17 protein-coding genes are annotated in these 21,408 nt (G+C 67.5%); 8 read left to right on the top strand and 9 right to left on the bottom strand.

The window, feature by feature from the left end:
- Positions 1–7: 7 nt before the first annotated feature.
- Positions 8–1,591, bottom strand: a complete 1,584-nt coding sequence (gene metG, locus ACSAGD_RS04135) for a methionine--tRNA ligase (RefSeq protein ID WP_437584465.1) — start codon at positions 1,589–1,591, stop codon at positions 8–10.
- A gap of 83 nt (positions 1,592–1,674) precedes the next feature.
- On the opposite strand from metG, the gene ACSAGD_RS04130 reads away from it, so the two are divergent.
- The gene (locus ACSAGD_RS04130) at positions 1,675–2,190 is read left to right on the top strand and encodes an ASCH domain-containing protein (RefSeq protein WP_437584464.1); all 516 of its coding nucleotides are present in this window, start codon (positions 1,675–1,677) and stop codon (positions 2,188–2,190) included.
- A 137-nt stretch (positions 2,191–2,327) separates the two neighbouring features.
- On the opposite strand, the gene rsmI is transcribed toward ACSAGD_RS04130, so the two are convergent.
- Complete coding sequence (gene rsmI, locus ACSAGD_RS04125; protein ID WP_437584463.1) at positions 2,328–3,149, bottom strand: 16S rRNA (cytidine(1402)-2'-O)-methyltransferase; 822 nt, start codon at positions 3,147–3,149, stop codon at positions 2,328–2,330.
- Positions 3,150–3,201: 52 nt separating this feature from the next.
- Between rsmI and ACSAGD_RS04120 the strand changes: the two genes are divergently transcribed.
- On the top strand, positions 3,202–4,830 hold the full coding sequence (locus tag ACSAGD_RS04120; protein WP_437585101.1) for a dolichyl-phosphate-mannose--protein mannosyltransferase: 1,629 nt from the start codon (positions 3,202–3,204) through the stop codon (positions 4,828–4,830).
- 67 nt (positions 4,831–4,897) lie between these two features.
- Positions 4,898–5,911 carry a YeiH family protein gene (locus ACSAGD_RS04115; protein ID WP_437584462.1) on the top strand — a complete coding sequence of 338 codons (1,014 nt, stop codon included), beginning with the start codon at positions 4,898–4,900 and terminating at the stop codon, positions 5,909–5,911.
- 14 nt (positions 5,912–5,925) lie between these two features.
- Here ACSAGD_RS04115 and ACSAGD_RS04110 read toward each other — a convergent pair whose 3' ends face one another.
- The gene (locus ACSAGD_RS04110; protein ID WP_437584461.1) at positions 5,926–7,155 is read right to left on the bottom strand and encodes a CynX/NimT family MFS transporter; all 1,230 of its coding nucleotides are present in this window, start codon (positions 7,153–7,155) and stop codon (positions 5,926–5,928) included.
- A gap of 131 nt (positions 7,156–7,286) precedes the next feature.
- On the opposite strand from ACSAGD_RS04110, the gene ACSAGD_RS04105 reads away from it, so the two are divergent.
- The 3 genes from ACSAGD_RS04105 (at position 7,287) to ACSAGD_RS04095 (ending at position 9,905) form a co-directional block, all read left to right on the top strand.
- Positions 7,287–8,576, top strand: a complete 1,290-nt coding sequence (locus tag ACSAGD_RS04105) for an O-acetylhomoserine aminocarboxypropyltransferase/cysteine synthase family protein (protein WP_437584460.1) — start codon at positions 7,287–7,289, stop codon at positions 8,574–8,576.
- 2 nt (positions 8,577–8,578) lie between these two features.
- Positions 8,579–9,079 (top strand): CoA-binding protein, encoded by a 501-nt coding sequence (locus tag ACSAGD_RS04100; protein ID WP_437584459.1) that lies wholly within the window; start codon positions 8,579–8,581, stop codon positions 9,077–9,079.
- An 85-nt stretch (positions 9,080–9,164) separates the two neighbouring features.
- A complete protein-coding gene (locus ACSAGD_RS04095; RefSeq protein WP_437584458.1) occupies positions 9,165–9,905 on the top strand; it encodes a tyrosine-protein phosphatase in 741 nt (246 codons plus the stop codon).
- 6 nt (positions 9,906–9,911) lie between these two features.
- On the opposite strand, the gene ACSAGD_RS04090 is transcribed toward ACSAGD_RS04095, so the two are convergent.
- Entirely contained in the window at positions 9,912–10,493 is a 582-nt protein-coding gene (locus tag ACSAGD_RS04090; protein ID WP_437584457.1) for a class I SAM-dependent methyltransferase, read from the bottom strand.
- Between the two features lie 130 nt (positions 10,494–10,623).
- Here ACSAGD_RS04090 and ACSAGD_RS04085 point away from each other — a divergent pair, with 130 nt between their 5' ends.
- Positions 10,624–13,836, top strand: coding sequence for an ATP-binding protein (locus ACSAGD_RS04085; protein ID WP_437584456.1), 3,213 nt, complete (start codon positions 10,624–10,626; stop codon positions 13,834–13,836).
- Here the strand turns inward: ACSAGD_RS04085 and ACSAGD_RS04080 are convergent.
- The 5 genes from ACSAGD_RS04080 to ACSAGD_RS04060 all read right to left on the bottom strand — a co-directional run bounded on the left by ACSAGD_RS04080 (position 13,811) and on the right by ACSAGD_RS04060 (position 19,900).
- Complete coding sequence (locus ACSAGD_RS04080; protein ID WP_437584455.1) at positions 13,811–15,481, bottom strand: cation:proton antiporter; 1,671 nt, start codon at positions 15,479–15,481, stop codon at positions 13,811–13,813. The two genes, ACSAGD_RS04085 and ACSAGD_RS04080, sit on opposite strands and share 26 nt — an antisense overlap.
- A 161-nt stretch (positions 15,482–15,642) precedes the next feature.
- A complete protein-coding gene (locus ACSAGD_RS04075; RefSeq protein WP_437584454.1) occupies positions 15,643–16,446 on the bottom strand; it encodes an ABC transporter permease in 804 nt (267 codons plus the stop codon).
- Complete coding sequence (locus tag ACSAGD_RS04070) at positions 16,443–17,423, bottom strand: ATP-binding cassette domain-containing protein (RefSeq protein WP_437584453.1); 981 nt, start codon at positions 17,421–17,423, stop codon at positions 16,443–16,445. The genes ACSAGD_RS04075 and ACSAGD_RS04070 overlap by 4 nt, the downstream gene beginning before the upstream one ends.
- 125 nt (positions 17,424–17,548) lie before the next feature.
- The gene (locus tag ACSAGD_RS04065) at positions 17,549–19,102 is read right to left on the bottom strand and encodes an SLC13 family permease (RefSeq protein ID WP_437584452.1); all 1,554 of its coding nucleotides are present in this window, start codon (positions 19,100–19,102) and stop codon (positions 17,549–17,551) included.
- Between the two features lie 51 nt (positions 19,103–19,153).
- On the bottom strand, positions 19,154–19,900 hold the full coding sequence (locus ACSAGD_RS04060; RefSeq protein WP_437584451.1) for a TSUP family transporter: 747 nt from the start codon (positions 19,898–19,900) through the stop codon (positions 19,154–19,156).
- 150 nt (positions 19,901–20,050) lie between these two features.
- Between ACSAGD_RS04060 and ACSAGD_RS04055 the strand changes: the two genes are divergently transcribed.
- A complete protein-coding gene (locus tag ACSAGD_RS04055) occupies positions 20,051–21,406 on the top strand; it encodes an L-serine ammonia-lyase (protein ID WP_437584450.1) in 1,356 nt (451 codons plus the stop codon).
- Positions 21,407–21,408 lie beyond the last annotated feature (2 nt).

Genomic DNA, 21,408 nt, shown 5'->3' with positions numbered 1-21,408 from the left:
TCCTCCGTCAGGCGTTCGCGGTCTCGATGCGCGGGAACAGCGCTTCGAGCTGATGCACGACGGTGCCCGCGGGAAGCTGGCCCCAACGCCCGGCATCCCGAATCGGCTGGTCGGCGAGAGCGCCGAGGCTCTCGGCGGCACCGAGTGCCGTCCACAGCTTATCTGTCGCCACCGGAATCACCGGGGCGAGCAGCACGGCAAGCGCGCGCAGCCCCTCGACGACGGTGTAGAGCACGGTGGCGAGACGCTCGCGCTGCTCGTCGTCCTTCGCGAGTACCCACGGCTGCTGATCGGTGATGTAACCGTTGAGCTCGTCGACGATCGTCCAGATGTGCGCGAGTGCGTCGTGAATCGCGAGCTTCTCGATCGCGGCATCCGCCTCACGTGCGGCATCGGCGACGAGCTTCTGGATCTCGAGGTCGTCGTCCGTCGGCTCGCCCTGCTCGGGAATCGTGCCGTCGAAGTAGCGCGTGACCATCGCGAGCGCGCGCGAGGCGAGATTGCCGAACCCGTTCGCCAGCTCCGCCTGATAGCGCGCGGAGAGGTCCTCCCAGCTGAACGAGCCGTCTTGCCCGAAGGCGATCGCGCGCATGAAGTAGTAGCGGAACGCGTCGGAGCCGAAGGTATCGGTGATCTCGTTCGGCGCAATTCCGGTGAGCTTCGACTTCGACATCTTCTCGCCGCCCACGAGCAGCCAACCGTGACCGTACACGCGGTGCGGCACCTCGAGCCCCGCAGCCATGAGCATCGCGGGCCAGATCACGGCATGGAAGCGCAGGATGTCTTTGCCGACGATGTGCACGGCGGGCCACAGCTCATCGAGGCGGCTCTCGTCGTCGTTGCCGTAGCCGATCGCGGTGATGTAGTTGAGCAGTGCATCGAACCAGACGTAGACGACGTGCGTGTCGTCCCATGGCACCTTGACGCCCCAGTCGAAACTCGACCGTGAGATCGACAGGTCGCTGAGTCCCTGCTTCACGAACTGCGTCACCTCGTTGCGCGCCGACTCCGGCTGCACGAACTCGGGGTTGTCGGCGTACAGCGCAAGCAGCCGCTCGGCGAACTCGCTCATGCGGAAGAAGTAGTTGCGCTCCTGCAGCAGCTCGACGGGCTTCGAGTGGATCGCACAGACCTTCTGGCCCTCGTACGGTCCGGTGCCATCGACGAGCTCGGATTCCTGCTTGTACTCCTCGCAGCCGACGCAGTAGTAGCCCTCGTACTCACCCGCGTAGATGAAGCCGTCGTCGTACAGCTTCTGCAGAAACTTCTGCACGGCCTCCTCGTGCCGGGGCTCTGTCGTGCGGATGAAGTCATCGTTGGCGACGTCGATGGTCTCCAGCAGAGGACGCCAGCTCTTCTCGACGAGTTTGTCAGCCCACTCCTTCGGGCTCACGCCGTTCGCGGTGGCGGTGCGGAGGATCTTCTCTCCGTGCTCGTCAGTGCCCGTCAGCATCCATGTCGTGTCCCCTGCCTGACGGTGCCAGCGCGCGAGAACATCTGCGGCCACCTCGGTGTAGGCGTGGCCGATGTGAGGCGCGTCGTTGACGTAGAAGATCGGGGTCGTGACGTAGAAGGAATTGCCTGAGGACATGGCTTCCATCCTAAGGTGCCGCCGCTGAGCTTCTCGCCCACATGACGGCCTGTTCCTTCTGCCGCGGAGATAGGCTCTGTGAGATGACGACTCCGATGTCCTCTCCCGATCAGGATGCCGCTGCCGCGATGTGGCGCGACTACGCAGAGGCGCACCCAGCGGTGACCCGTGTGTTCGACGACTACGAGGTCGATCAGTTCGGCGACTCCGCGGAGTTGGCGGATGAGCTTCTCGATCTCGTGATCGGCGGCCGCAAGCGCGCGACGTCGTCTCTCGCCTCCGAGTACCGCGATGAGGCCGAACCGTTTCCGGTGATCGGAGCGCACTGGGTGGCTTGCGATGGCCGAGGAACTCCGCGCGCCGTTCTTCGCACGATCGAGCTGCGAGTTGCGCCTCTCCTGCAGGTCGACGCCGACTTCGCGCACGACGAAGGAGAGGACGACCGTTCGCTGGAGTCGTGGCGACGTGAGCACCGACGTTTCTTCACGCGCGTGTGCGAGGCGCGAGGAACCCACTACGACGAAGCGGAAGATCTGATTCTCGAGCGCTTCGCGGTCGTATGGCCGCCCGAGCTCGCCGACAGGACGTCCAGCGGCTGATCGCTGTTCAGTGGTGCGCAGCTCGCGTTCTCTCGGTGACAAAGAATCGGAAAATCAGCGCAACACGCGGTGGAGAACGCCTTCTTCAGCCGCGAGTCGTTCATTTTTCCGACTGTTTAATGCTCTCGCGCAGGAGCTCAGCTCTGCCGAGCGTTGAGCGCGGCCTGGTACAGGTCGCGCTTGCTGAGCGCCGTCTCCGCGGCGACCGCCGCGGCGGCATCCTTGAGTCTCTCCCCCCTGGCCACTCGCTCGGTGACGCGCGCAAGGCCGTCTTCGATCGAGAAGGATGCCGCGTCCGCTCCGCGCACCACGAGGACGATCTCCCCCTTGACGCCCTCAGCCGCCCACGCGGCGACCTCCTCTGCGGAGCCGCGCTTCACCTGCTCGTAGAGCTTCGTCAGCTCGCGGCAGACGGCGACACGACGTTCGGCGCCGAGCTCGGCCACGACGTCGTCGAGCGCAGACGCGATGCGCTGCGGCGATTCGAAGAACACCATGGTGCGACGCTCGTCCGCGAGTGCGCGCAGGGTGCGGCGCCGCTCCGCAGGCTTGCGCGGCAGAAAGCCCTCGAAGGTGAAGCGGTCCGTCGGCATGCCCGACAGCGCAAGCGCGGTCACGACGGCGCTCGGACCGGGAATGACCGTGACGTCGACGCCCGCAGCGATGGCCGCCTGCACGAGGTGGTAGCCGGGGTCGGAGACCGTCGGCATGCCGGCGTCGCTCATCACCACGATGTCGGTGTCGCGCGCTCGCTCGACGAGGTCGGCGGACTTCTCGCGTTCGTTGTGGTCATGCAGCGGAACGATCTGCGGCCGGTTCTCGATTCCGAGTCCCGCGAGCAGCCGCACTGTCGACCGGGTGTCCTCCGCCGCGACGAACTTCGCTGAGCTCAGAGTCTCGACGAGGCGGGCCGATGCGTCGCCGAGGTTGCCGATCGGCGTCGCCGCGAGAATGATCATTCCCTCAGTCTGCCATCGAGCGCACAGTGTGGCGGGACCGCGCGTGACTAGCATGTACTCCGTGCCCCCTGCCTCCTTCGACTCCATGCTGCGCGACGACGCACCCGGTGCGCCGCGGCACGAAGCGACAGAGCGCGGCTCGCGAATCGACAACTGGTGGGAGCGCACCCTCCGTACGCCGGCACGTCAGGCGCTGTGGCGGTGGGGCGGCCCGATCGCAGTGCTCGTGCTCGCCGCGGTCCTGCGGCTGTGGAACCTCGGCAGCCCGCACGCCCTCGTCTTCGACGAGACGTTCTACGTCAAAGACGCCTGGTCGCTGTGGAACAACGGGTATGAGTCGACCTGGCCCGATGATGCCGATGAGCGCTTCGCCTCCGGGCAGACGGACATCTTCTCTTCGACGGGCTCCTACGTCGTGCATCCGCCGCTCGGCAAGTGGCTGATCGGCCTCGGAATGGCCGTGATGGGCGCCGATTCGAGCGTCGGCTGGCGCATCTCCACCGCCGTCGTCGGCATCCTCGCCGTCGCGCTCGTGATGTTCATCGCGCACCGGCTGTTCGGCTCGCGGCTGCTCACCCTCGTGGCGGGCGGCCTCATGGCGATCGACGGGCACGCGATCGTCATGTCGCGCGTCGCTCTGCTCGACAACACCGTCATGTTCTTCGCGCTCTGCGGATTCGCCTGCGTTCTGCTCGATCGACGATGGCACGAGAGACGTCTGCTCCAGACGCTCGCCGAGCGTGAAGCATCCGATCGGCCCCTCACGTGGGGGCCGGTGATCTGGGCACGTCCCTGGGTCATCGCGGCCGGGGTCGCCTTCGGCATGTGCGCGGCGACGAAGTGGTCGGGGGCGTACTTCCTGGCGGCCTTCGGGCTGTATCTCGTCGCGGTGGATGCCTTTGCCAGACGCCGCGCGGGAGTGCCGTTCTGGGCGTCCGCGGCGATCCTCAAGCAGGGCCCGGCGACATTCCTGCTGCTCGTTCCCGTCGCGGTGCTCACGTACATCGCGAGCTGGACGGGCTGGTTCGTCACCGAGGGCGGCTACGATCGCCAGTTCGCGGCGGCGGAGCCCTGGACGGGAGCGTTCGCGTGGGTTCCCGACGCGCTGCAGAGCCTCGTCGCCTACCACCAGGGCGTCTACCAGTTCCACGTCGGCCTCTCGACGCCGCATCCGTATCAGTCGAATCCGTGGACGTGGCTGCTCATGATCCGGCCGGTTGCGATGTGGTACGAGGGCGCGCCAGCAGGCACGGGATGCACCGGCGACTGCGCCGTCGACATCACATCGATCGCCAACCCGCTCATCTGGTGGGCGGGAGCGGCATCCGCGATCTTCCTCGTCGTGCGCCTCGTGATGCGCCGCGACTGGACGAGCGGGCTCATTCTCATGGGTCTCGTGGGCGGCTACCTGCCCTGGCTGCTCTACACGAATCGCACGGTGTTCCAGTTCTACACGATCGCGTTCGAGCCGTACCTGATTCTCGCGCTGACGCTCGTCATCGGGCTCGTGCTCGGCAGCCGAGAGGATGAACGCACGCGACGAACGAGCGGCATCGCGACCGTCGGGGTCTTCGGAGCCTTCTGTCTGCTGCTCTCGGCGTTCTGGTACCCCCTGTGGGCGGCAATCCCCGTGCCCACGTGGTTCGTGGGGCTGCACTACTGGCTGACCACGTGGATCTGACCGGTCTGCACCTGCACGTCTGACGGCTTAACCTGGTAGGTGGTCACCCCAGCCAGAGAGGAGCGCCGTGGGCGCATCGACAGTGAAGGATGCCGCGCGAGCGCTTCCCGGAATCGCGGCGGCCGGTGCGGCCACGCTCATCGCGTGGGGCATCCATCTGCAGGTTCCTGACGCGCCGATCCTGACGATCTGCGCCGCGCTCGGCGTCGTGCTCGCGCAGCTTCCCGGCACGCAGGGCCTCATCCGCGGAGTCTTCTCGACGGGCTTCGCCGTCACCTCGACGTGGCTGCTGCGCATCGGCATCGTGGTGCTCGGGTTGCAGCTGAGCTTCGGTACCCTGGCGAGCCTCGGCTGGAGCGTTCTCGTCTCGACCGTCATCGTCGCGATCGTCGGTCTCGGAGTCGCTTTCGGGCTGGGCAGGCTGCTGCGGATGCCTGGGAACGAACCGCTCCTGCTCGCAACCGGCATCTCCGTCGGGGGCTCGTTCGCCGCGGGAGCGATGTCGGGCATGATCGGAGCTCGTCGGCGCGAGGCATCCCACCCCATGGCCGTCGTGACGCTGTTCGGCGCGATCGCGATGTTCGCAGTGCCGGCGCTTCAGCAGCCGCTCGCGCTCAGTGACGCGCGGTTCGGGCCGTTCGTCGGCATGAACGTCCCGTCCGTGGGCGCAGCGGCCGCAGCAACGCAGTTCGCGGGCGGCAGCGCCGTGGCCATCGCGGTCGCTCTCCTTCTGCTGCGCACGCTCATGCTGACGCCCATGCTCGCCGTGGCGCGTGCCCGCGAGCGCGGTCAGGGGCGCCCCGGTCCGCGATCGCACGCGGCGCCTCTCGCGACGACGCTCATCGTGATCGCGGGCTTCGCTCTCGCCGTGGCCCTGCGTTCGATGGTCGCGCTCCCCGACGCTGCTCTGCAGGCCGCTGACATCGCTCAGACCGCACTGCTCAGCATGGCGCTGTTCGCCCTCGGAACAGCGGTCGACATCCGACGCCTCATCGCCACGGGCGGTCGCGGCCTCATCGCGGGCCTCCTCGCCTGGGCGCTGATGGCTGCGCTGGCGTTCGGAGCCGTGCAGCTCGTCTGACTCGCAGGCCCTGGTTACCGCAGAACGCGCGGGCGGCACGCCAGCACACCGCAAGTGAACTGCACCGCGACGACACCGAGCATGACGCTGAGCGGCATCTCCCAACCACCCGTCGCGTCGTGGATCGCGCCGATCGCGATCGGACCGGCTGCGGCGAGAAAGTAGCCGATGGACTGCGCCATACCAGAGAGGGATGCCGCATCGCGGTGGTTGCTCGCACGCAGCCCGAACAGCGCGAGAGCGAGCACGATGAGTCCGCCCTGCGCGAATCCGATCATGCCGATCCAGAGCAGCACGAGCGAGGGCTGAAGCAGGATGCCGAAGATGCCGCACGCCGAAGAGATGGAGTAGATCGTCACGACGATGCGCTGATCGCGCTGCCACTTGTGCAGCATCCACGCGGCCGTGAGCGTGCCGACGATTCCGAACACCTGGAAGGCGCTCTGGTGCCACCCGGCGGTGAACGCGTCGATTCCGACGGACTGCTCGATGGCGGGCATCCATGTGATCACGACGTAGAAGATCGTCGACTGCAGCCCCATGAAGATCGTGACCTGCCACGCGAGGGCTTGCACCCACGGGCTTCGGCCGCCCTTCGACTCGTCATCGACCTGTACGGCGCGCATCTCGAGTGTGATGGCGCCGGGTTTGCGCATCTGCGGCGCAAAGACCGCGAAGGCAATGAGCGCGAGGCCCGCCCAGATTCCGTATGCGAGGCGCCAACCGCTGTCGGAGAGACCGGCGATCGGCACCGCGAGGCCCGCGGCGGCCGCGGCGAACGCCGACTGCACCGCCGAGTAGACGCCCGTCAGGCGTCCGATCTCCCGCGGGAAGTCGCGTTTCAGCACGGAGGGCAGCAGCACGTTGATCGCGGCGATGGCCGCACCGAGCGCGAGCGTGCCGGCCCAGAGGAAGATGTCGCCGGGCACCGACCGCGCGATGATTCCGGCGGCGAGCACGATGAGCGAGGCGCCGATCGTTCGCTCGAGTCCGAGCTTGACGGCGATTGAGGGCATGATCGGCGAGAAGACCGCGAACGCGAGCAGGGGCACGCTGATCAGTGCGGATGCTTCGATCGCAGAGAGATCTGCATCGACGCGCGCCTGGTCGAGAACCGGCCCGACGACTGTGATGGCGGCGCGCAGGTTCGAGGCAACCAGGAGGATGCCGATGATGACGAAGCCCGGCCGGAGGCTCCGTGCGCCTCCCCCGGTGCTCGATCCAGAGGAGCCGCGAGAATTCATTACCCTCAAGCCTATAGTTTTTCCGCAGCCGGTTCTGAAACATCCACAATGTGAAAAGAGCGACGGTCGAATGCGACCGCGTGTTACGCGGCGCGCTGCGCTGCGGCATCCCTCGTCGTTAGCCTCGACGCATGGCAGATCGCGAGTACGGCTTCCGCACGCGGGCAATTCACGCGGGCAACATCCCCGACCCCGAGACGGGAGCACGGGCGCTCCCCATCTATCAATCGACGGCCTTCGTGTTCGACGACACCGCGGATGCCGCGGCACGCTTCGCCCTTCAGAAATACGGCAACATCTACGCGCGCCTCGCGAATCCGACCGTCGCGAGCCTCGAGGAGCGCGTGGCGAGCCTCGAAGGAGGACTGGGCGCCGTCGCCACCGCATCGGGCCTCTCGGCGCAATACATCACGTTCGCGAGCCTCGCGGGCGCGGGCGATCACATCGTCGCCTCGTCGAGTCTCTACGGCGGGTCGATCACGCAGCTGGACGTGACCCTGCGCCGCTTCGGCGTCGAGACGACGTTCGTGCACTCGACGGATCCCGCCGACTACGCCGCGGCGATCACCGATCGCACGAAGGCCGTCTTCGCCGAGACGATCGCAAACCCGTCGGGCGAGATCGCCGATATCGCGGGGCTTGCCGAGGTGGCGCACGCCCACGGCATCCCTCTCATCATCGACTCGACAATCGCGACGCCGTTTCTCAACCGCCCGATCGAATGGGGCGCCGACATCGTCACCCACTCGGCCACTAAGTTCCTCGGCGGCCACGGGACCACAATGGGCGGACTCGTCGTGGAATCCGGCCGCTTCACCTACACGCGCGAGAAGTTCCCACTCTTCCACGAGCCCGCGCACACGTACGGCGATCTGCAGTGGGCCGGGAACTTCGGCGAGTACGCGTTCCTCACCCGTCTGCGGGCGGAGCAGCTTCGCGACATCGGACCCGCGCTGTCGGCGACCGCCGCCCAACAGCTCGCGCAGGGCATCGAGACGCTGCCGTTCCGCATGTCCGCGCACGTCGAGAACGCGCGTCACGTCGCAACCTGGCTCGAGCAGGACGACCGTGTCGAGGCGGTGCTCTGGGCAGGGCTCGAGAGCCATCCCCACCACGAACGTGCTGCGACCTATCTTCCGCTCGGGCCGAGCTCGGTATTCAGCTTCGTCGTGAAGGGCGGCAGGTCCGCCGGGCAAAAGCTCATCGAATCGGTCAACCTCGCCAGCCACGTCGCGAACATCGGCGACACCAAGACGCTCATCATCCATCCCGGCTCGACAACGCACGCGCAGCTGACCGAAGAGCAGCTGGTGGATGCCGGTGTTCAACCCGGTCTCGTCCGCCTCAGCGTCGGGCTCGAAGACGCCGCCGACATCATCTACGACCTCGATCAAGCGCTCAGCCAGGCAGCGGAGGAATGACCATGGCAGACAGCACGCAGTCCCCGCGCACGTGGGTCGGACCAGGCGCGACAGAACGTCTGGGCATCCTGCGCGCCGCGACGTCGGTCGCGATCATCGGAGCATCCACCAACCCGGCACGCGCCAGCTACTTCGTCGGAACCTACCTGCAGCAGTCCAGCGACTACACGCTGTACTTCATCAACCCGAACGCGACGGAGATCCTCGGCGAACCGGTCTACCCTGACCTCGCCTCGCTTCCAGAGACTCCTGACATCGCCGTCGTGTTCCGCAAGGCCAGCGATATTCCGCAGGTCGTCGACGACGTCGCGGCCGCGGGCATCAGCACCATCTGGATTCAGCTGGGCATCTGGAACGAGGAGGCCGCGCGGGACGCCGAGGGGCGCGGGCTCACCGTCGTGATGGACCGCTGCATCAAGATCGAACACGCACGCTTCCACCGCGGGCTGTATCTTTTCGGCTTCGACACCGGAATCATCTCGGCGAAGAAGACCCTGCGGTAGACACGGCGGCTCTGTCTCGACAGTGTCGTGGGTTCCTGATTGGATTCTGGTGGACCCGAGATCGAGTGAGAGTGAGGATGCCGCAATGAGCGAACGTACGTCTGCGATCCCGGAGGGCCTCGTCAACTTCCGCGATCTCGGTGGTCTGCCCGCGGAGGGCGGACGCGTACGCACGGGGCGCCTCTACCGATCCGACGCGCTCGTCGCCCTCTCGCCCGACGGCATCCGTCAACTCAAGGACTCTCCCATCACCACGATCATCGATCTGCGCAGCCGCACCGAGGTGGAGCAGACCCAGCCGATGCTCGACGAGTCGACGCTCGGCGAGTACCTGTCACTTCCGCTCATGGAGGGTGCGGTCGAAGACGTGACGACGCGGGTTCCGACCCTGACCGAGCTGTACACCGGACTCGTCGACACGGCGGGAGACAGCTTCGCGCGCATCGCGGAATGGGTTGCGGTGCGCTCCCGCGGCGGTGTGCTGGTGCACTGCACCGCGGGTAAAGACCGCACCGGAGTCGCGGTCGCGCTTCTGCTCGACGCCGTCGGGGTTCCGCGGCAGACGATCATCGAGGACTACGTCGCGTCAGCGCAGAACCTTGCCGGCCCCTGGGCGGAGCGAATGCTGGGGCTCGCGCGGCAGATGGGCGTGGAGCTGACGCCCCAGGTGCGAATGCTCGTGACCGGAACTGAGCCCGACGCCATGCAGCGCACGCTCGAGCACGTGGATGCCGAACACGGCGGCTCCGTCGAGTACCTCACCGCGCACGGGCTGGACGCCGACGCTCGCCAGGCTCTTCGAAACGCGCTCGTCCAGCCTGAGTAGCGCCGCTCAAACCCCGGGTCTGCGGGCCAGCACGTGGAACACGTGCCAGTGCTTCGGTCCGTCGAAGGACCGACCGTCGCGGTTGTCTTCCGTCAGCTGACGGAGTTCGAGCCCCCGGAGCATCCCCTCGACCTCTACGCGCGAGTGGAAGCTCATTCCGGGAGTGCCCGCCCACTCGTCATCGGGTCCGAAGAGCTCCACTGCGAGCAGACCGTCGGGCGCGAGGCACTCGCGGATCGCCTGCCAGAGGGTCGCGAAGTGCTCGGGCGGACAGAACGGCAGCGAAAAACCGGCGAAGACCAGATCGGATGCCGGCAACTCGGCGATCTGCGTGAAATCACGCCGCACCGCCGTGACGCCCGGCACCTCTGCGAGACGCGCTTCGAACCCGGCGTCGGCATCGAACGACGTCACCGTCCAGCCGCGCTGCGCGAGCTCGCGTGACTCGAGGCCGTCACCTGCGCCGAGATCGACCGCGCTGCCCGGCTCGCGGTCGCCCCACGCGTCGAGAGCCGCGAGGAAGTTCTGCCGCGGCTGCCTCCCGACCATCGCGGCGTAGTACGCATTCCAGTCGAACGTGCGGCTCACGGCATCCTGCTCTCACCATCGCATTCACACACCTCACCATGGTGCAGCCGTGGCGCGCGAGGCGCAACGCTCGGCATACTCTCCCGATGAGCGTCAGAGCCCGCTCGGATCGCGACACTACACTGGCCACGTGGCGGCGCACGAGACGGAGACCCAGGGCCCGCGCGTCCGCGTGCTCGGCCCCGTGCTCGTCGATGGCGCTCCGGTCGCGGGCCCGCTGCCTCGGCGTCTCATCGCCGCGCTCGCTATCGCCCGGCCGCGCGCTCTCAGTTCTGCGGCGCTCGTGGACGCGGTGTGGGGCGATGCTCCCCCGGCGAACGCACGCGGAGCGCTGCAGACGCTCGTCTCGCGGTCGCGAGCGGTCGTCGGCCAGAGCGCGATCGAGCTGACACCTGCGGGCTACCGACTCGAGGTGCAGACCGACCTCGACGAGGCACGCGCCGCGCTCTCCGACAGCGCATTGCCTTCTCAGCTCACGGACGGGTCCTCCATTCCCCTCTGGCGCGGCGAGCCGGGCGACGACCTCGGCGATTCTCCGATCGCAGCTGATCTGCGGAGCGAGGCCCTGCGGCTCCGGCGTGCCCTTACGCGCCAACGAGCCGAGCAGCTCGGCGACGCCGAACGCTGGGACGACGCGGCGGCCGTTCTCGAGGGCCTCGCGGCGGCTGATCCGCTCGATGAGGCCACAGCAGTCGCGCTCATGACAGCGCTGGATGCCGCGGGGCGTCGCACCGAGGCCCTCGCCGCATTCGCCCGGCTGCGCTCCGCTCTCGCGGAGACGCTCGGCGCCGATCCGGGAGACGATGCTGTCGCCCTGAATACGAAGCTGCTGCGCGCTGAGAGGCATCCGCCCCGCCATCGCATCGGTGTGCGCTCTCGCCGCAGCCCGCTCATCGGGCGCGACGATGACATTCGCCGGGTTGAGACGAGCGTCGCCGCGAACCGTCTGACCACGATTCTCGGGGTCGGCGGGCTGGGCAAGACGAGTCTCGCTCATGCCGTCGCCGAGCGCTCGATGACTCCGCTCACGGCCGTCGTCGAGCTCGCCGGCGCCACGAACCCCGACGACGTCCTCATCACGGTGACGACGACGCTCGGCATCCGCACGGTCTCGTCAGTGGCGCGCCTCGCCGACCCGCTCGTGCGCACGGACCTGAAGTCGCGAGCGATCGCTGCACTCGCCGAACGCGACACGTTCCTCGTGCTCGACAACTGCGAGCATCTGGTCGATGCGGCCGCCGATCTCGCTGATGATCTGCTCGCGGCTGTGCCGACGCTGCGCGTTCTCGCCACGAGCCGCGCTCCCCTCGCGATCGAGGGCGAGCAGGTGATTGAGCTGCCGGCGCTCGCGGTGATGGATGCCGGGTCTCCAGGCCCTGCCATCGACCTGTTCATTCAGCGCGCCCGTGCCGTCCGCCCCGACGCCGAACTCCCTCTCGACGCGGTTCAGCGCGTGTGCGCGAGCCTCGACGGTCTGCCCCTCGCCATCGAGCTCGCTGCCGCACGCATCCGGTCACTGTCGCTCGACGACATCGAGCGCCGCCTGCGCAACCGCTTCGCGCTGCTGACCACGGTGGACCGCTCCGCACCGGCACGCCACCGCACGCTCTTCGCCGTGATCGACTGGAGCTGGAAGCTCCTCGACCCGTCCCAGCGCACCGTTCTGCGGCGCTTGGCGCTCTTCGCGGACGGGTTCACCGCTGACGCCGCCGCGCAGATCGCGGGTGACGGGCACGACGTGATCGACGATCTCGATGCTCTCGTGATGCAGTCGCTCGTACAGGTGCGCGATGACGGCGCCGGGGTCCGCTACCGACTGCTCGAGACCGTGGGAGAGTTCGCGCGCGACCGACTGGATGAGGCCGACGAGCGCCGGCAGATCGAGCAGCGGTACACGACCTGGGTCGTCGATCTCGCCCTCGACCTGTTCGATCGTCTGCTCGGCGCTGAGCAGCTCGATGCCCTCGCGATCGCCGTCGCCGAGCGTGAGAACATCATCGCCGCGCTCCGCAGCGCGATCGCCCGGCGCGACAGCGACACCGTGTACGCGCTGTTCGGCATGCTCGCAGCCATGTGGGCCATCCGCGGCGAACACGAGGAGTTCGCTGCGTTCGGCGCAGACATCCTGCCCGCGACCGAGGCCCGCGACATCGCAGATCGCGTCGCGAACCCCGCGGCGTTCGGTCTGTCACTGCTCTCGATCATGTTTGCGATGTTCGGCGTCCGCCACATCACCTACCCCGCGCACTCTCGCGCGCGGCGCCTGATCGCGGCGGGCGTCGTCACCGATGCGCGCGCTCTCATCCTCGCGAACATGCTCGGTCGAGCATCCCCCGACACCGACGAGGGAATCGCCGATCTCTTCGATCATCTCGATGCCCTCTCGCAGCTGAACGACGATGCGCGAGCGGCCTGCGCCGCGCTGCTCGGGGCGAACGCGGCCGAGAACCTGGGCGAGATCGGGCGGGCCATCAGGTACGGACGCACATCGTATGACCGGGCGACGGCCCTCGGAGACACCTGGCTCGCCGGGTCCGCGGCGATGATCCTCGCGCAGCTGTACGGCGAGAGCGACAACCTCCCCGAGGCGGTGCGGTGGTCGCGCATCGCCCGCGACGCATCTGCTCGCACGCAGTCGAACGAAGACATGACGCAGGCACAGTGGATGCTGTCGCTCGCCCTTCTTCGACAGGGCGACCCGGCCTCCGCCCAGCAGCTCATCGACGAGCTGCTGGACGACGCAACTCTCGAGATCCGCGCGCTTCTGCTGAGCCTGAAAGCGGAGCTCCACCTGCACACCGGAGACTCCGTCGCAGCGGTCGCGACGCTCGACGAATCACTCGACGCGCTTCCCCTCGGGGGCAGGTCTGCGCCGTGGATGATCCTGCTCTCCGCGATGCACCTGTCGACGCGGATCCTTCACGGCGATACAGACGCGCACAGCGCCACAGCCACGCACAGCGCCACAGTCACGCACGACGATATTCTGACGCTCACGACGCGTCTGCGGGCGACCTCACGCGTGCGCCGCGGAAGCACCGACCAGCCGGTGATCGGTGCGGGCCTCGCCGCTCTCGCTGCGGCGCTGCTCCGCGATGCCTCGACCGCGCAGCTCGGGGTCGACCTGCTCGCCCTCGCCGACAGCATGGGGTACCGGCGCGACTTCTCTGCCCTCGCAGATGCTCCCCTCTACGAGCGAGCGGCGCAGCTGGTCGGGGCGGATGCCGTCGAAGCGGCGCGCCGCCACACGGCATCCCTCACCCCGCTCGGCCGACTCCGCGCGGTGCCGACGCTGCTCGACCGAGTCGTCGACGCCGTCAGCCGCCGCGAAGCTCGAGACTGATCTCCTGAGCGTCCAGCACCTCGAGTGCGCCCGCGAGCGTCGACGACGAATACGTACCCTCATCCCGCACCCGCAAGAGGGTCTCCCGCTTCGCGCGGATGATCGACAGCTCGGACGCCTCGCGGCCAGCTTCGTCCGCCTCAGCGCGGGCGGCCCCCGCGGCATCCTGCAGCAATTCGGTCAGGCGTTGACGTTCAGCCTGCATCGCAGCCTCGGGCTCCGGGCGCGGCTTCACCGTGCGGATCACCCACTTCAGCGTGCCACCCTGCGCGAGCAGCGACACCGCGGCGACCACGAACGCGATGAGAATCAGCATCGATCTGTGCGGGGTGTCGTGCGGGAGGGTCTGAGCCGCTGCCACCGTGACGGCGCCGCGCATGCCGGCCCACACGACGACGGTGCCCTCGCGCCACCCGAGCGGTCTGCTGAGAAAGTAATCGAGGTCGGCGGCCATCCGCACGACGCGCGTGCGCGCCCGTTCGAACCGCTCGGCCGTCGTGATGCGTGGCGGACGCGGGCGGTCGCCGTCGGCTCGTGCCCGGCCGGGCCCGCGCATCCCATCGCGATACCGTTGCATCCGCTCGAGAGCGTCCGGCTGCTCGATGTACGTCTTGACCTTTTCGACGCGCGGCCGCATCTTCTCGCGGCGCTGTGCCTGATGCTTCAGCGCCGTGACCAGCAGCGACACGTACCCGGAGCGCACCGCAATCACGAGCACGAGTCCGCCGAGCGCGATCAGCAGCGCCGGCAGAACGCCATCATGCACATCGACGACGTCCTTCACGATCGCGGTGAGCTCAAGCCCCATGAGCAGGAACACCGCGCCCTCCAGCACGAGCTCGATGGTCTTCCAATTCTGCTGCTCGGCCAGGCGATCGCTCGGGGTGAGGCGGGCGAGCGCGCCGCGACCGGTCACGAGGCCTGCCACGACGGCGGCGACGAGACCGGATGCTCCGAGCAGCTCGGCCGGAATCGAGGCGATGAACGGAATCGTGAACGAGATGACGGTGCCCACTGTCGGGTCGGAGACGCGGCTGCGCACCACGAGGTTGAGCCAGCCGACGAGTGCGCCGATCGCTGAGGCCACGGCGATCGAGAACGCGAACGTGCCGAGCACTCCCCACAGCGAGACGGATGCCGCAGCACCGGCGATCGCCGTGCGCAGAAGCACGAGCGCCGTCGCGTCGTTCAGCAGGCTCTCCCCCTCGAGCATCGTGACGACGCGGGGCGAGACGCCGAGGCCTTTGACGATCGATGTGGCCACGGCATCCGTCGGGCTCACCACGGCGCCCAGAGCGACGCCCCACGCGAACGAGATGTCGGGGATCAGCCACCAGAAGAACAGCCCGAGCACGAGGCTGCTGATCACGACGAGCACGACCGACAGCTCGCTGATCGCCGTGAACTCGCGGCGGAAGTCGAGCGACGGCATCGAGACGGACGCCGAGTACAGCAGGGGCGGAAGCACCCCCGCGAGGATCCACTCGGGCTCGACGACGACGTCCGGAACCATCGGCAGGAGACTGACGCCGATGCCGAGAAGCACGAGAATCAGCGGGGATGCCACGCCGAGACGCTGCGCGAACGAGGAGGCGCCCGCGATCGCGAGCAGCCCCAGCACGGCCACGATCAGCGCTGTCTCCATGAGACTCCCCTCTGGGTCGATGGTACCGGTGCGCACTCAGTCGGAAATTTTGGCGACGCGCCGCACTGGAGTCGACCCAGCACGGCGTGTCGCCAAATTTTCCGATTCTCTGCCTGTGGGGAGTGCCCCAGCGCGGGCAGGCTCCCCACAAGTGCGGGCGGCTACGCCTTGCGCATGTAGGCCCGCACGGTGAGCGGCGCGAAGATCACGACGATCACCACGGCGCCGATGAGCGACATGGTGAGGTCCCCTCCGAAGGCGCCGGCGCCGGTCATCTCGCGAACCGCGCTGACGAGGTGCGAGATCGGGTTGACGTTCACGAAGCCCTGAAGCCACGTCGGCATCGTCTCCACCGGCACAAACGCGTTGGAGAGGAAGGTGAGCGGAAACAGCAGAAGCATCGAGATGCCCTGCACGCTGGATGCCGAGCGCGCAATGACCCCGAAGAACGCGAAGACCCAGCTGATCGCCCACGCGCACGCGATCACCGCGAGGCCGGCGAGCACGACCGAGCCGAGACCTCCCTCGGGCCGCCAGCCCATGATGTACCCCATCACGAACGTCAGCGTCGTGGCGATCGTGTAGCGGATCGTGTCGGCGAGCAGCGCTCCGGCTAGCGGTGCGATGCGCGCGATGGGCAGCGATCGGAAGCGGTCGAACACCCCCTTGTCCATGTCCTCCCGCAGCTGCACACCGGTCACGACGGACGTCGTGATGACGGTCTGCACGAGGATGCCGGGGATGATGACCGGCAGGTAGCTTTCGACGTCCCCCGAGATGGCGCCGCCGAAGATGTACGTGAACATGAGGGTGAAGATGAGCGGCTGCACCGTCACGTCGATCAGCTGCTCGGGCGTGCGCTTGATCTTCAGCAGGCCCCGGTGGGCCATCGTCAGCGAGTGCGAGACGGTGTCGCCGAGGCTGACGGTTCGGCTCAGCGGCCGGTCGAGTGTCGCGGTGGTCATGAGTGGGCTCCTTCGAGCTCGGGGTCGGATGCCGAGGCACCATGCCCCGTGATGGTGAGGAAGACTTCGTCGAGGCTGGGCTTCTGCACGCTCATTTCAGCGAGGTGGATGCCGCGGCTGCGCAGCTCAACGAGAAGGTCGGTGACCCGGTCGGCCTCGAGCAGCGGAACGCTGATGCGCGCGGCTTCCGGAGACAGCGCGGCCTCGACGCCGAGTACCTGGCGGATCGCCTGCAGCGCAGCATCCGTGTCGCCTGTATCGCTCAGTCGCAGGTTCAGCGACGACGTGCCGATCGAGGCCTTGAGATCGTCGGAGGTGCCCTCAGCGACGACGCGGCCGGAGTCGATCACGGCGATGCGGTCGGCGAGCTGGTCGGCCTCGTCGAGGTACTGCGTCGTGAGCAGCACGGTCGAGCCCTCGGAGACGAGGCGGCGCACGGTGTCCCACATCTGGTTGCGGGTGCGCGGGTCGAGACCCGTAGTCGGCTCGTCGAGGAAGATGAGCGGCGGCTGCGCGATGAGGCTCGCCGCGAGGTCGAGCCGTCGGCGCATTCCGCCGGAGAACTTCGCCAGCGGCCTGCGGGCGGCTTCGGTGAGGGAGAACTCCTCGAGAAGCTCGTCGGCCTTGCGCTTGGCGGCCCGTCCGCTGAGCCCGAGCAGCCGTCCGAACAGCACGAGATTCTCGGTGGCGCTCAGCTTCTCGTCGACGGACGCGAACTGGCCAGTGACGCCGATCAGCTGACGGACGATGCCCGCGTCGCGGACGACGTCGTGGCCGAAGATGCGTGCGGTTCCGGCATCCGGCTTCATCAGTGTCGCGAGCATGTTGATCGTCGTCGTCTTGCCGGCGCCGTTCGGTCCGAGTACGCCGTAGACGGTCCCCGCCGGAACAGTGAGGTCGACGCCGTCGACGGCGCGGTTCGAACCGAAGAGCTTCACGAGCCCGGTTGCCTCGACAGCAGGGTGAGATGCGGTCATGTGGTGTCCTTTCATCGGACTCCACTCTCACGCGCGGCGCTTACATCGCACTCACACGACGCTTACACGACGAGCGGCCGGTGTCAGTGAGGGCGACACCGGCCGCAGCGCCGCAGACTCGCCAGTCAGTATGCGATGCCGAAGACCCAGACCGCGAGGGTCATCGTCGTCGCCGTCACGAGCACGATTCCGATCAGGTTGAGCCAGATGCCGCCTCTGATCATCGACCCGATCGTCACATACCCGGAGCCGAACGCGACCGCGTTGGGCGGCGTCGCAACCGGCAGCATGAAGGCGCAGGTCGCGGCGAGCGCGGTCGGAATGGCGAGCAGCATCGGGTCGAGTCCGACACCGAGCGCGACTCCCCCGACGACGGGCAGGAACGTCGCAGCGGTCGCCGTGTTGCTGGTCAGCTCGGTGAGGAAGAGGATGAGCGTAGCGATGATCGCGACGATCAGCACGGCCGGCAGAACGCCGACGACCTCAGCCTGGGTTCCGATCCACTTCGACAGGCCCGACTCGGTGAACTGCGCAGAGAGTGCGAGACCGCCGCCGAAGAGCAGCAGCACACCCCAGGGCAGCTGAACCGCGGAGTCCCAATCGAGCAGCTTGACGCCGCGGTTCGCTTTCGCCGGGAACAGGAACAGGATGAGACCCGCGGCGATCGCGATGCCCGCGTCGTCGATCGGCGGCTCCTCGAAGATGACCGGGATGAAGATCCAGCTGATCGCGGCGAGAGCGAACACGCCGAGAACGAGCTTCTCCCCCGTCGCCATCGGTCCGAGCTTGCGCAGTTCGTCGGCGACCAGCTCGCGTCCGCCGGGGATCTCCTTCATCTCGGGTTTGAAGAGGATGTGCGTGAGAAGGAACCAGCAGATGAACGTGAACACGATCGCGAGTGGCAGGCCAACGAGCATCCACTGTCCGAAACCGATGTGAATGTCGTGATTGCTCGCGAGGTACCCGACGAGGAGGGTGTTGGGCGGTGTTCCGATGATGGTGCTGAGTGAACCGAGGGATGCCGAGTAGGCGATGCCCAGCATCAGCGCCGTGCCGAAGTTGGTGCGGATCACGTCGGAGGCTGTGCCCGTCTTGCCCTTTTCGAGCGCGCCGGCCTCCTTCATCTGTTCGGAGACAAGCACGAGGACAGACGTCCCGAGAGGCAGCATCATGACGGCGGTCGCGGTGTTCGAGACCCACATGCTGATGAACCCCGTGGCGATCATGAAGCCACCGATCATGGCCTGGGACTTGCCTCCCATGATCCGCACGATATGCAGGGCGATGCGTCGGTGCAGGTTCCACCGCTGCATGGCGAGCGCAATGAGGAACCCGCCCATGAAGAGGAAGATGATGTTGTTGCCGTACGACGCTCCGACCGAATCGAAGCTGACCGGTTCGTCGTTCGAGTCGATCATGTGCGCGACGGGGAAGATCAGCACCGGAAGAAGCGCTGTGGCCGGAATCGGGATGGCCTCGGTCATCCACCAGACGCCCATGAGAACAGCGGTTGCGGCGGTGACCTTCGGCGAGTGCGGCAGGTCGGCGGGCATCGCGACGAACACGGCGACGGCGAGTACGAGACCGACGACGAAGCCGATCCAGCGCCGTCGATTGGTCGGGCGGTCGAGGCCGCTGTCCAGCTGGCCCTCGGATTTCACCAGGTCGGTGACTGTCATGACAGCTCCTTTGCTGAGTAGACGTGAGCGATTCGCGACGCGTCGTCGGGTTCACAACGCGAGCAGACCTCTGATCAGGGCGGCAGCACCTCCTAATGCGGCGAGAGTGATTGCGGTGTTTCGAGCCGCTCGCGACGACACTCGAGCGCTCAGGAAGGTTCCGATGAGGATGCCGAAGACGACGACCACGACGATGCCGCCGAACATCCAGAGCGGCGGCAGCTCGTCGAGCGTCGTCGCGCCGAGCGTGATCTTCGAGACCACTGACAGCACGCCCATGGTCAGGAACGTCGGCTGCATGGTCGCGGCGAAGGCGCTCTGCGGCCACCGGGTGAGCTTGGCGTTGATGACCATGACGGGAGCTGCGACTCCCGCGCACGTGTTGAAGAAACCGCCGATGGCTCCCGTGACCGGGCCGAGCGCCCCTGATCGGATGTGCGGCATGTCGGGAAGTCCGAAGGTGGTTGCCAGAGCGAGCAGAACGATTCCGCCGATCAGAATCTGGAGCCATGCGACCGGGGCGGCGCGCACGACGAACGAGGCCGCGACCGCTCCGACGATGATTCCGGGCAGAAACCCCACGTAACGGCGCCACTCGATGTCGCGTCGCATCGACAGGAGGATCAGAACTCCGGAGACGACTGTCGTCGCGTTCGTCACGAGGATGCCGGCGACAGGGCCGATCAGCACAGCGAGCACCGGTGCGACGACGAGCCCGACGCCCGTGCCGGACAGCCGCTGCAGCGTCGCTCCGATCAGGATGGCGACTCCGGCCGCGATTGCCGTCGTTACGTCCATGTGCCCACAGCGGTCACATCGTCTCCCCTCACACCGCGCGTCGGACGCCGAGGCGCGGCCCTCCGTGTCGAGCGTAGCCGTCACGGCATCCCTCGTCACGCCCCACACTCAGTGAATGAGACGTAACATTTAAGGAGTTCAAGGAGGAGCATGTACGTCTCAGTCTTCGATCTGTTCTCGATCGGCATCGGCCCATCGAGTTCTCACACCGTCGGCCCGATGCGGGCCGCACTCGACTTCGTCACCAGGCTTCGCGATGAGGGGACCCTGGAGGATGTCCATCGCGTCGGCTGCACCCTGTACGGCTCGCTCGGCGCCACGGGGCTCGGGCACGGCACGCCAGACGCGGTCGTCGCCGGGCTCGCCGGACTCGAGCCGACCACGTGCGATCCGACGCAGGTGACGGGCGCATGGGATGCCTCGGCGGGCGCGCGGTCACTCCGCCTCGGCGGCATCCACGACATCGAATTCGAGCACGACGATATCTCCCTCGAACCGCGCACGCGCCTGCAGCATCCGAATGCGATGACGCTCGCGGCGTGGTCGGAGAGCCCGGTGCCGCTCATGGAGCACACCTACTTCTCTGTCGGCGGCGGGTTCATTCAGCGCGAGGGCGACGACGAGAACGAGGCGACTGTGGAGGTGCCGCTGCCCTACCGCAACGCCGCCGAGTTGCTGCAGCTCTGTACCGACCGCGGCCTCAGCATCGCGCAGATCGCGCGCGTCAACGAGGAATCACTTCGAGACACAGACGAGGTGGATGCCGGGCTCGATCGCCTTTGGCAGGTCATGGACGACTGCATCACGGCCGGTATGTCCACGGGCGGCACGCTGCCCGGCCCACTCAAGGTCGCCCGACGCGCTCACGACCTGCGCGAGAAGCTGCGTCACACCGAGGCCGAGAACGGTCGGTCGCTGCCCGGCGAATGGCTCCTCGCGTATGCGCTCGCGGTGAACGAGGAGAACGCGTCGGGAGGCCGCGTCGTGACGGCGCCGACGAACGGAGCGGCCGGGATCATCCCCGCGGTCGGGCGCTACTACCTCACGTTCATCGACGGTGCGGATGCCGAAGGAATGCGCACGTATCTGCTCACGGCGACGGCGATCGGCACGCTCTTCAAGGCGAACGCCTCGATCTCGGGCGCCGTCGGCGGATGCCAGGCGGAGGTCGGCTCCGCGTGCGCGATGGCGGCCGGCGCGCTGTGCGCCGTTCTCGGCGGAACCCCTCAGCAGGTGGAGAACGCTGCGGAGATCGCGATGGAGCACCATCTCGGTTTGACGTGCGACCCGGTGGCGGGGCTGGTGCAGGTGCCGTGCATCGAGCGGAACGCGGTGGCTTCCTCCACCGCGGTCACGGCGGCGAGGCTCTCGCTGAACGGCGACGGCACCCATGTGGTGTCTCTGGATGCCGTCATCGAGACGATGCGCCAGACGGGCGTGGACATGTCGACGAAGTACAAGGAGACCAGCGAAGGCGGGCTCGCCGTCAACGTCATCGAGTGCTGACG

The organism is Paramicrobacterium salitolerans (assembly GCF_051513965.1).
Taxonomy (GTDB): domain Bacteria; phylum Actinomycetota; class Actinomycetes; order Actinomycetales; family Microbacteriaceae; genus Paramicrobacterium.
This window is presented reverse-complemented; position numbering and strand designations above follow the sequence as displayed.

Bases quoted from the DNA above. Each gene is read 5' to 3' on its own strand.
- metG (WP_437584465.1), bottom strand. From the start codon at position 1,591: ATGTCCTCAGGCAATTCCTTCTACGTCACGACCCCGATCTTCTACGTC.
- ACSAGD_RS04130 (WP_437584464.1), top strand. From the start codon at position 1,675: ATGACGACTCCGATGTCCTCTCCCGATCAGGATGCCGCTGCCGCGATG.
- rsmI (WP_437584463.1), bottom strand. From the start codon at position 3,149: ATGATCATTCTCGCGGCGACGCCGATCGGCAACCTCGGCGACGCATCG.
- ACSAGD_RS04120 (WP_437585101.1), top strand. From the start codon at position 3,202: ATGTACTCCGTGCCCCCTGCCTCCTTCGACTCCATGCTGCGCGACGAC.
- ACSAGD_RS04110 (WP_437584461.1), bottom strand. From the start codon at position 7,155: ATGAATTCTCGCGGCTCCTCTGGATCGAGCACCGGGGGAGGCGCACGG.
- ACSAGD_RS04105 (WP_437584460.1), top strand. From the start codon at position 7,287: ATGGCAGATCGCGAGTACGGCTTCCGCACGCGGGCAATTCACGCGGGC.
- ACSAGD_RS04100 (WP_437584459.1), top strand. From the start codon at position 8,579: ATGGCAGACAGCACGCAGTCCCCGCGCACGTGGGTCGGACCAGGCGCG.
- ACSAGD_RS04095 (WP_437584458.1), top strand. From the start codon at position 9,165: ATGAGCGAACGTACGTCTGCGATCCCGGAGGGCCTCGTCAACTTCCGC.
- ACSAGD_RS04080 (WP_437584455.1), bottom strand. From the start codon at position 15,481: ATGGAGACAGCGCTGATCGTGGCCGTGCTGGGGCTGCTCGCGATCGCG.
- ACSAGD_RS04075 (WP_437584454.1), bottom strand. From the start codon at position 16,446: ATGACCACCGCGACACTCGACCGGCCGCTGAGCCGAACCGTCAGCCTC.
- ACSAGD_RS04070 (WP_437584453.1), bottom strand. From the start codon at position 17,423: ATGACCGCATCTCACCCTGCTGTCGAGGCAACCGGGCTCGTGAAGCTC.
- ACSAGD_RS04065 (WP_437584452.1), bottom strand. From the start codon at position 19,102: ATGACAGTCACCGACCTGGTGAAATCCGAGGGCCAGCTGGACAGCGGC.
- ACSAGD_RS04060 (WP_437584451.1), bottom strand. From the start codon at position 19,900: ATGGACGTAACGACGGCAATCGCGGCCGGAGTCGCCATCCTGATCGGA.
- ACSAGD_RS04055 (WP_437584450.1), top strand. From the start codon at position 20,051: ATGTACGTCTCAGTCTTCGATCTGTTCTCGATCGGCATCGGCCCATCG.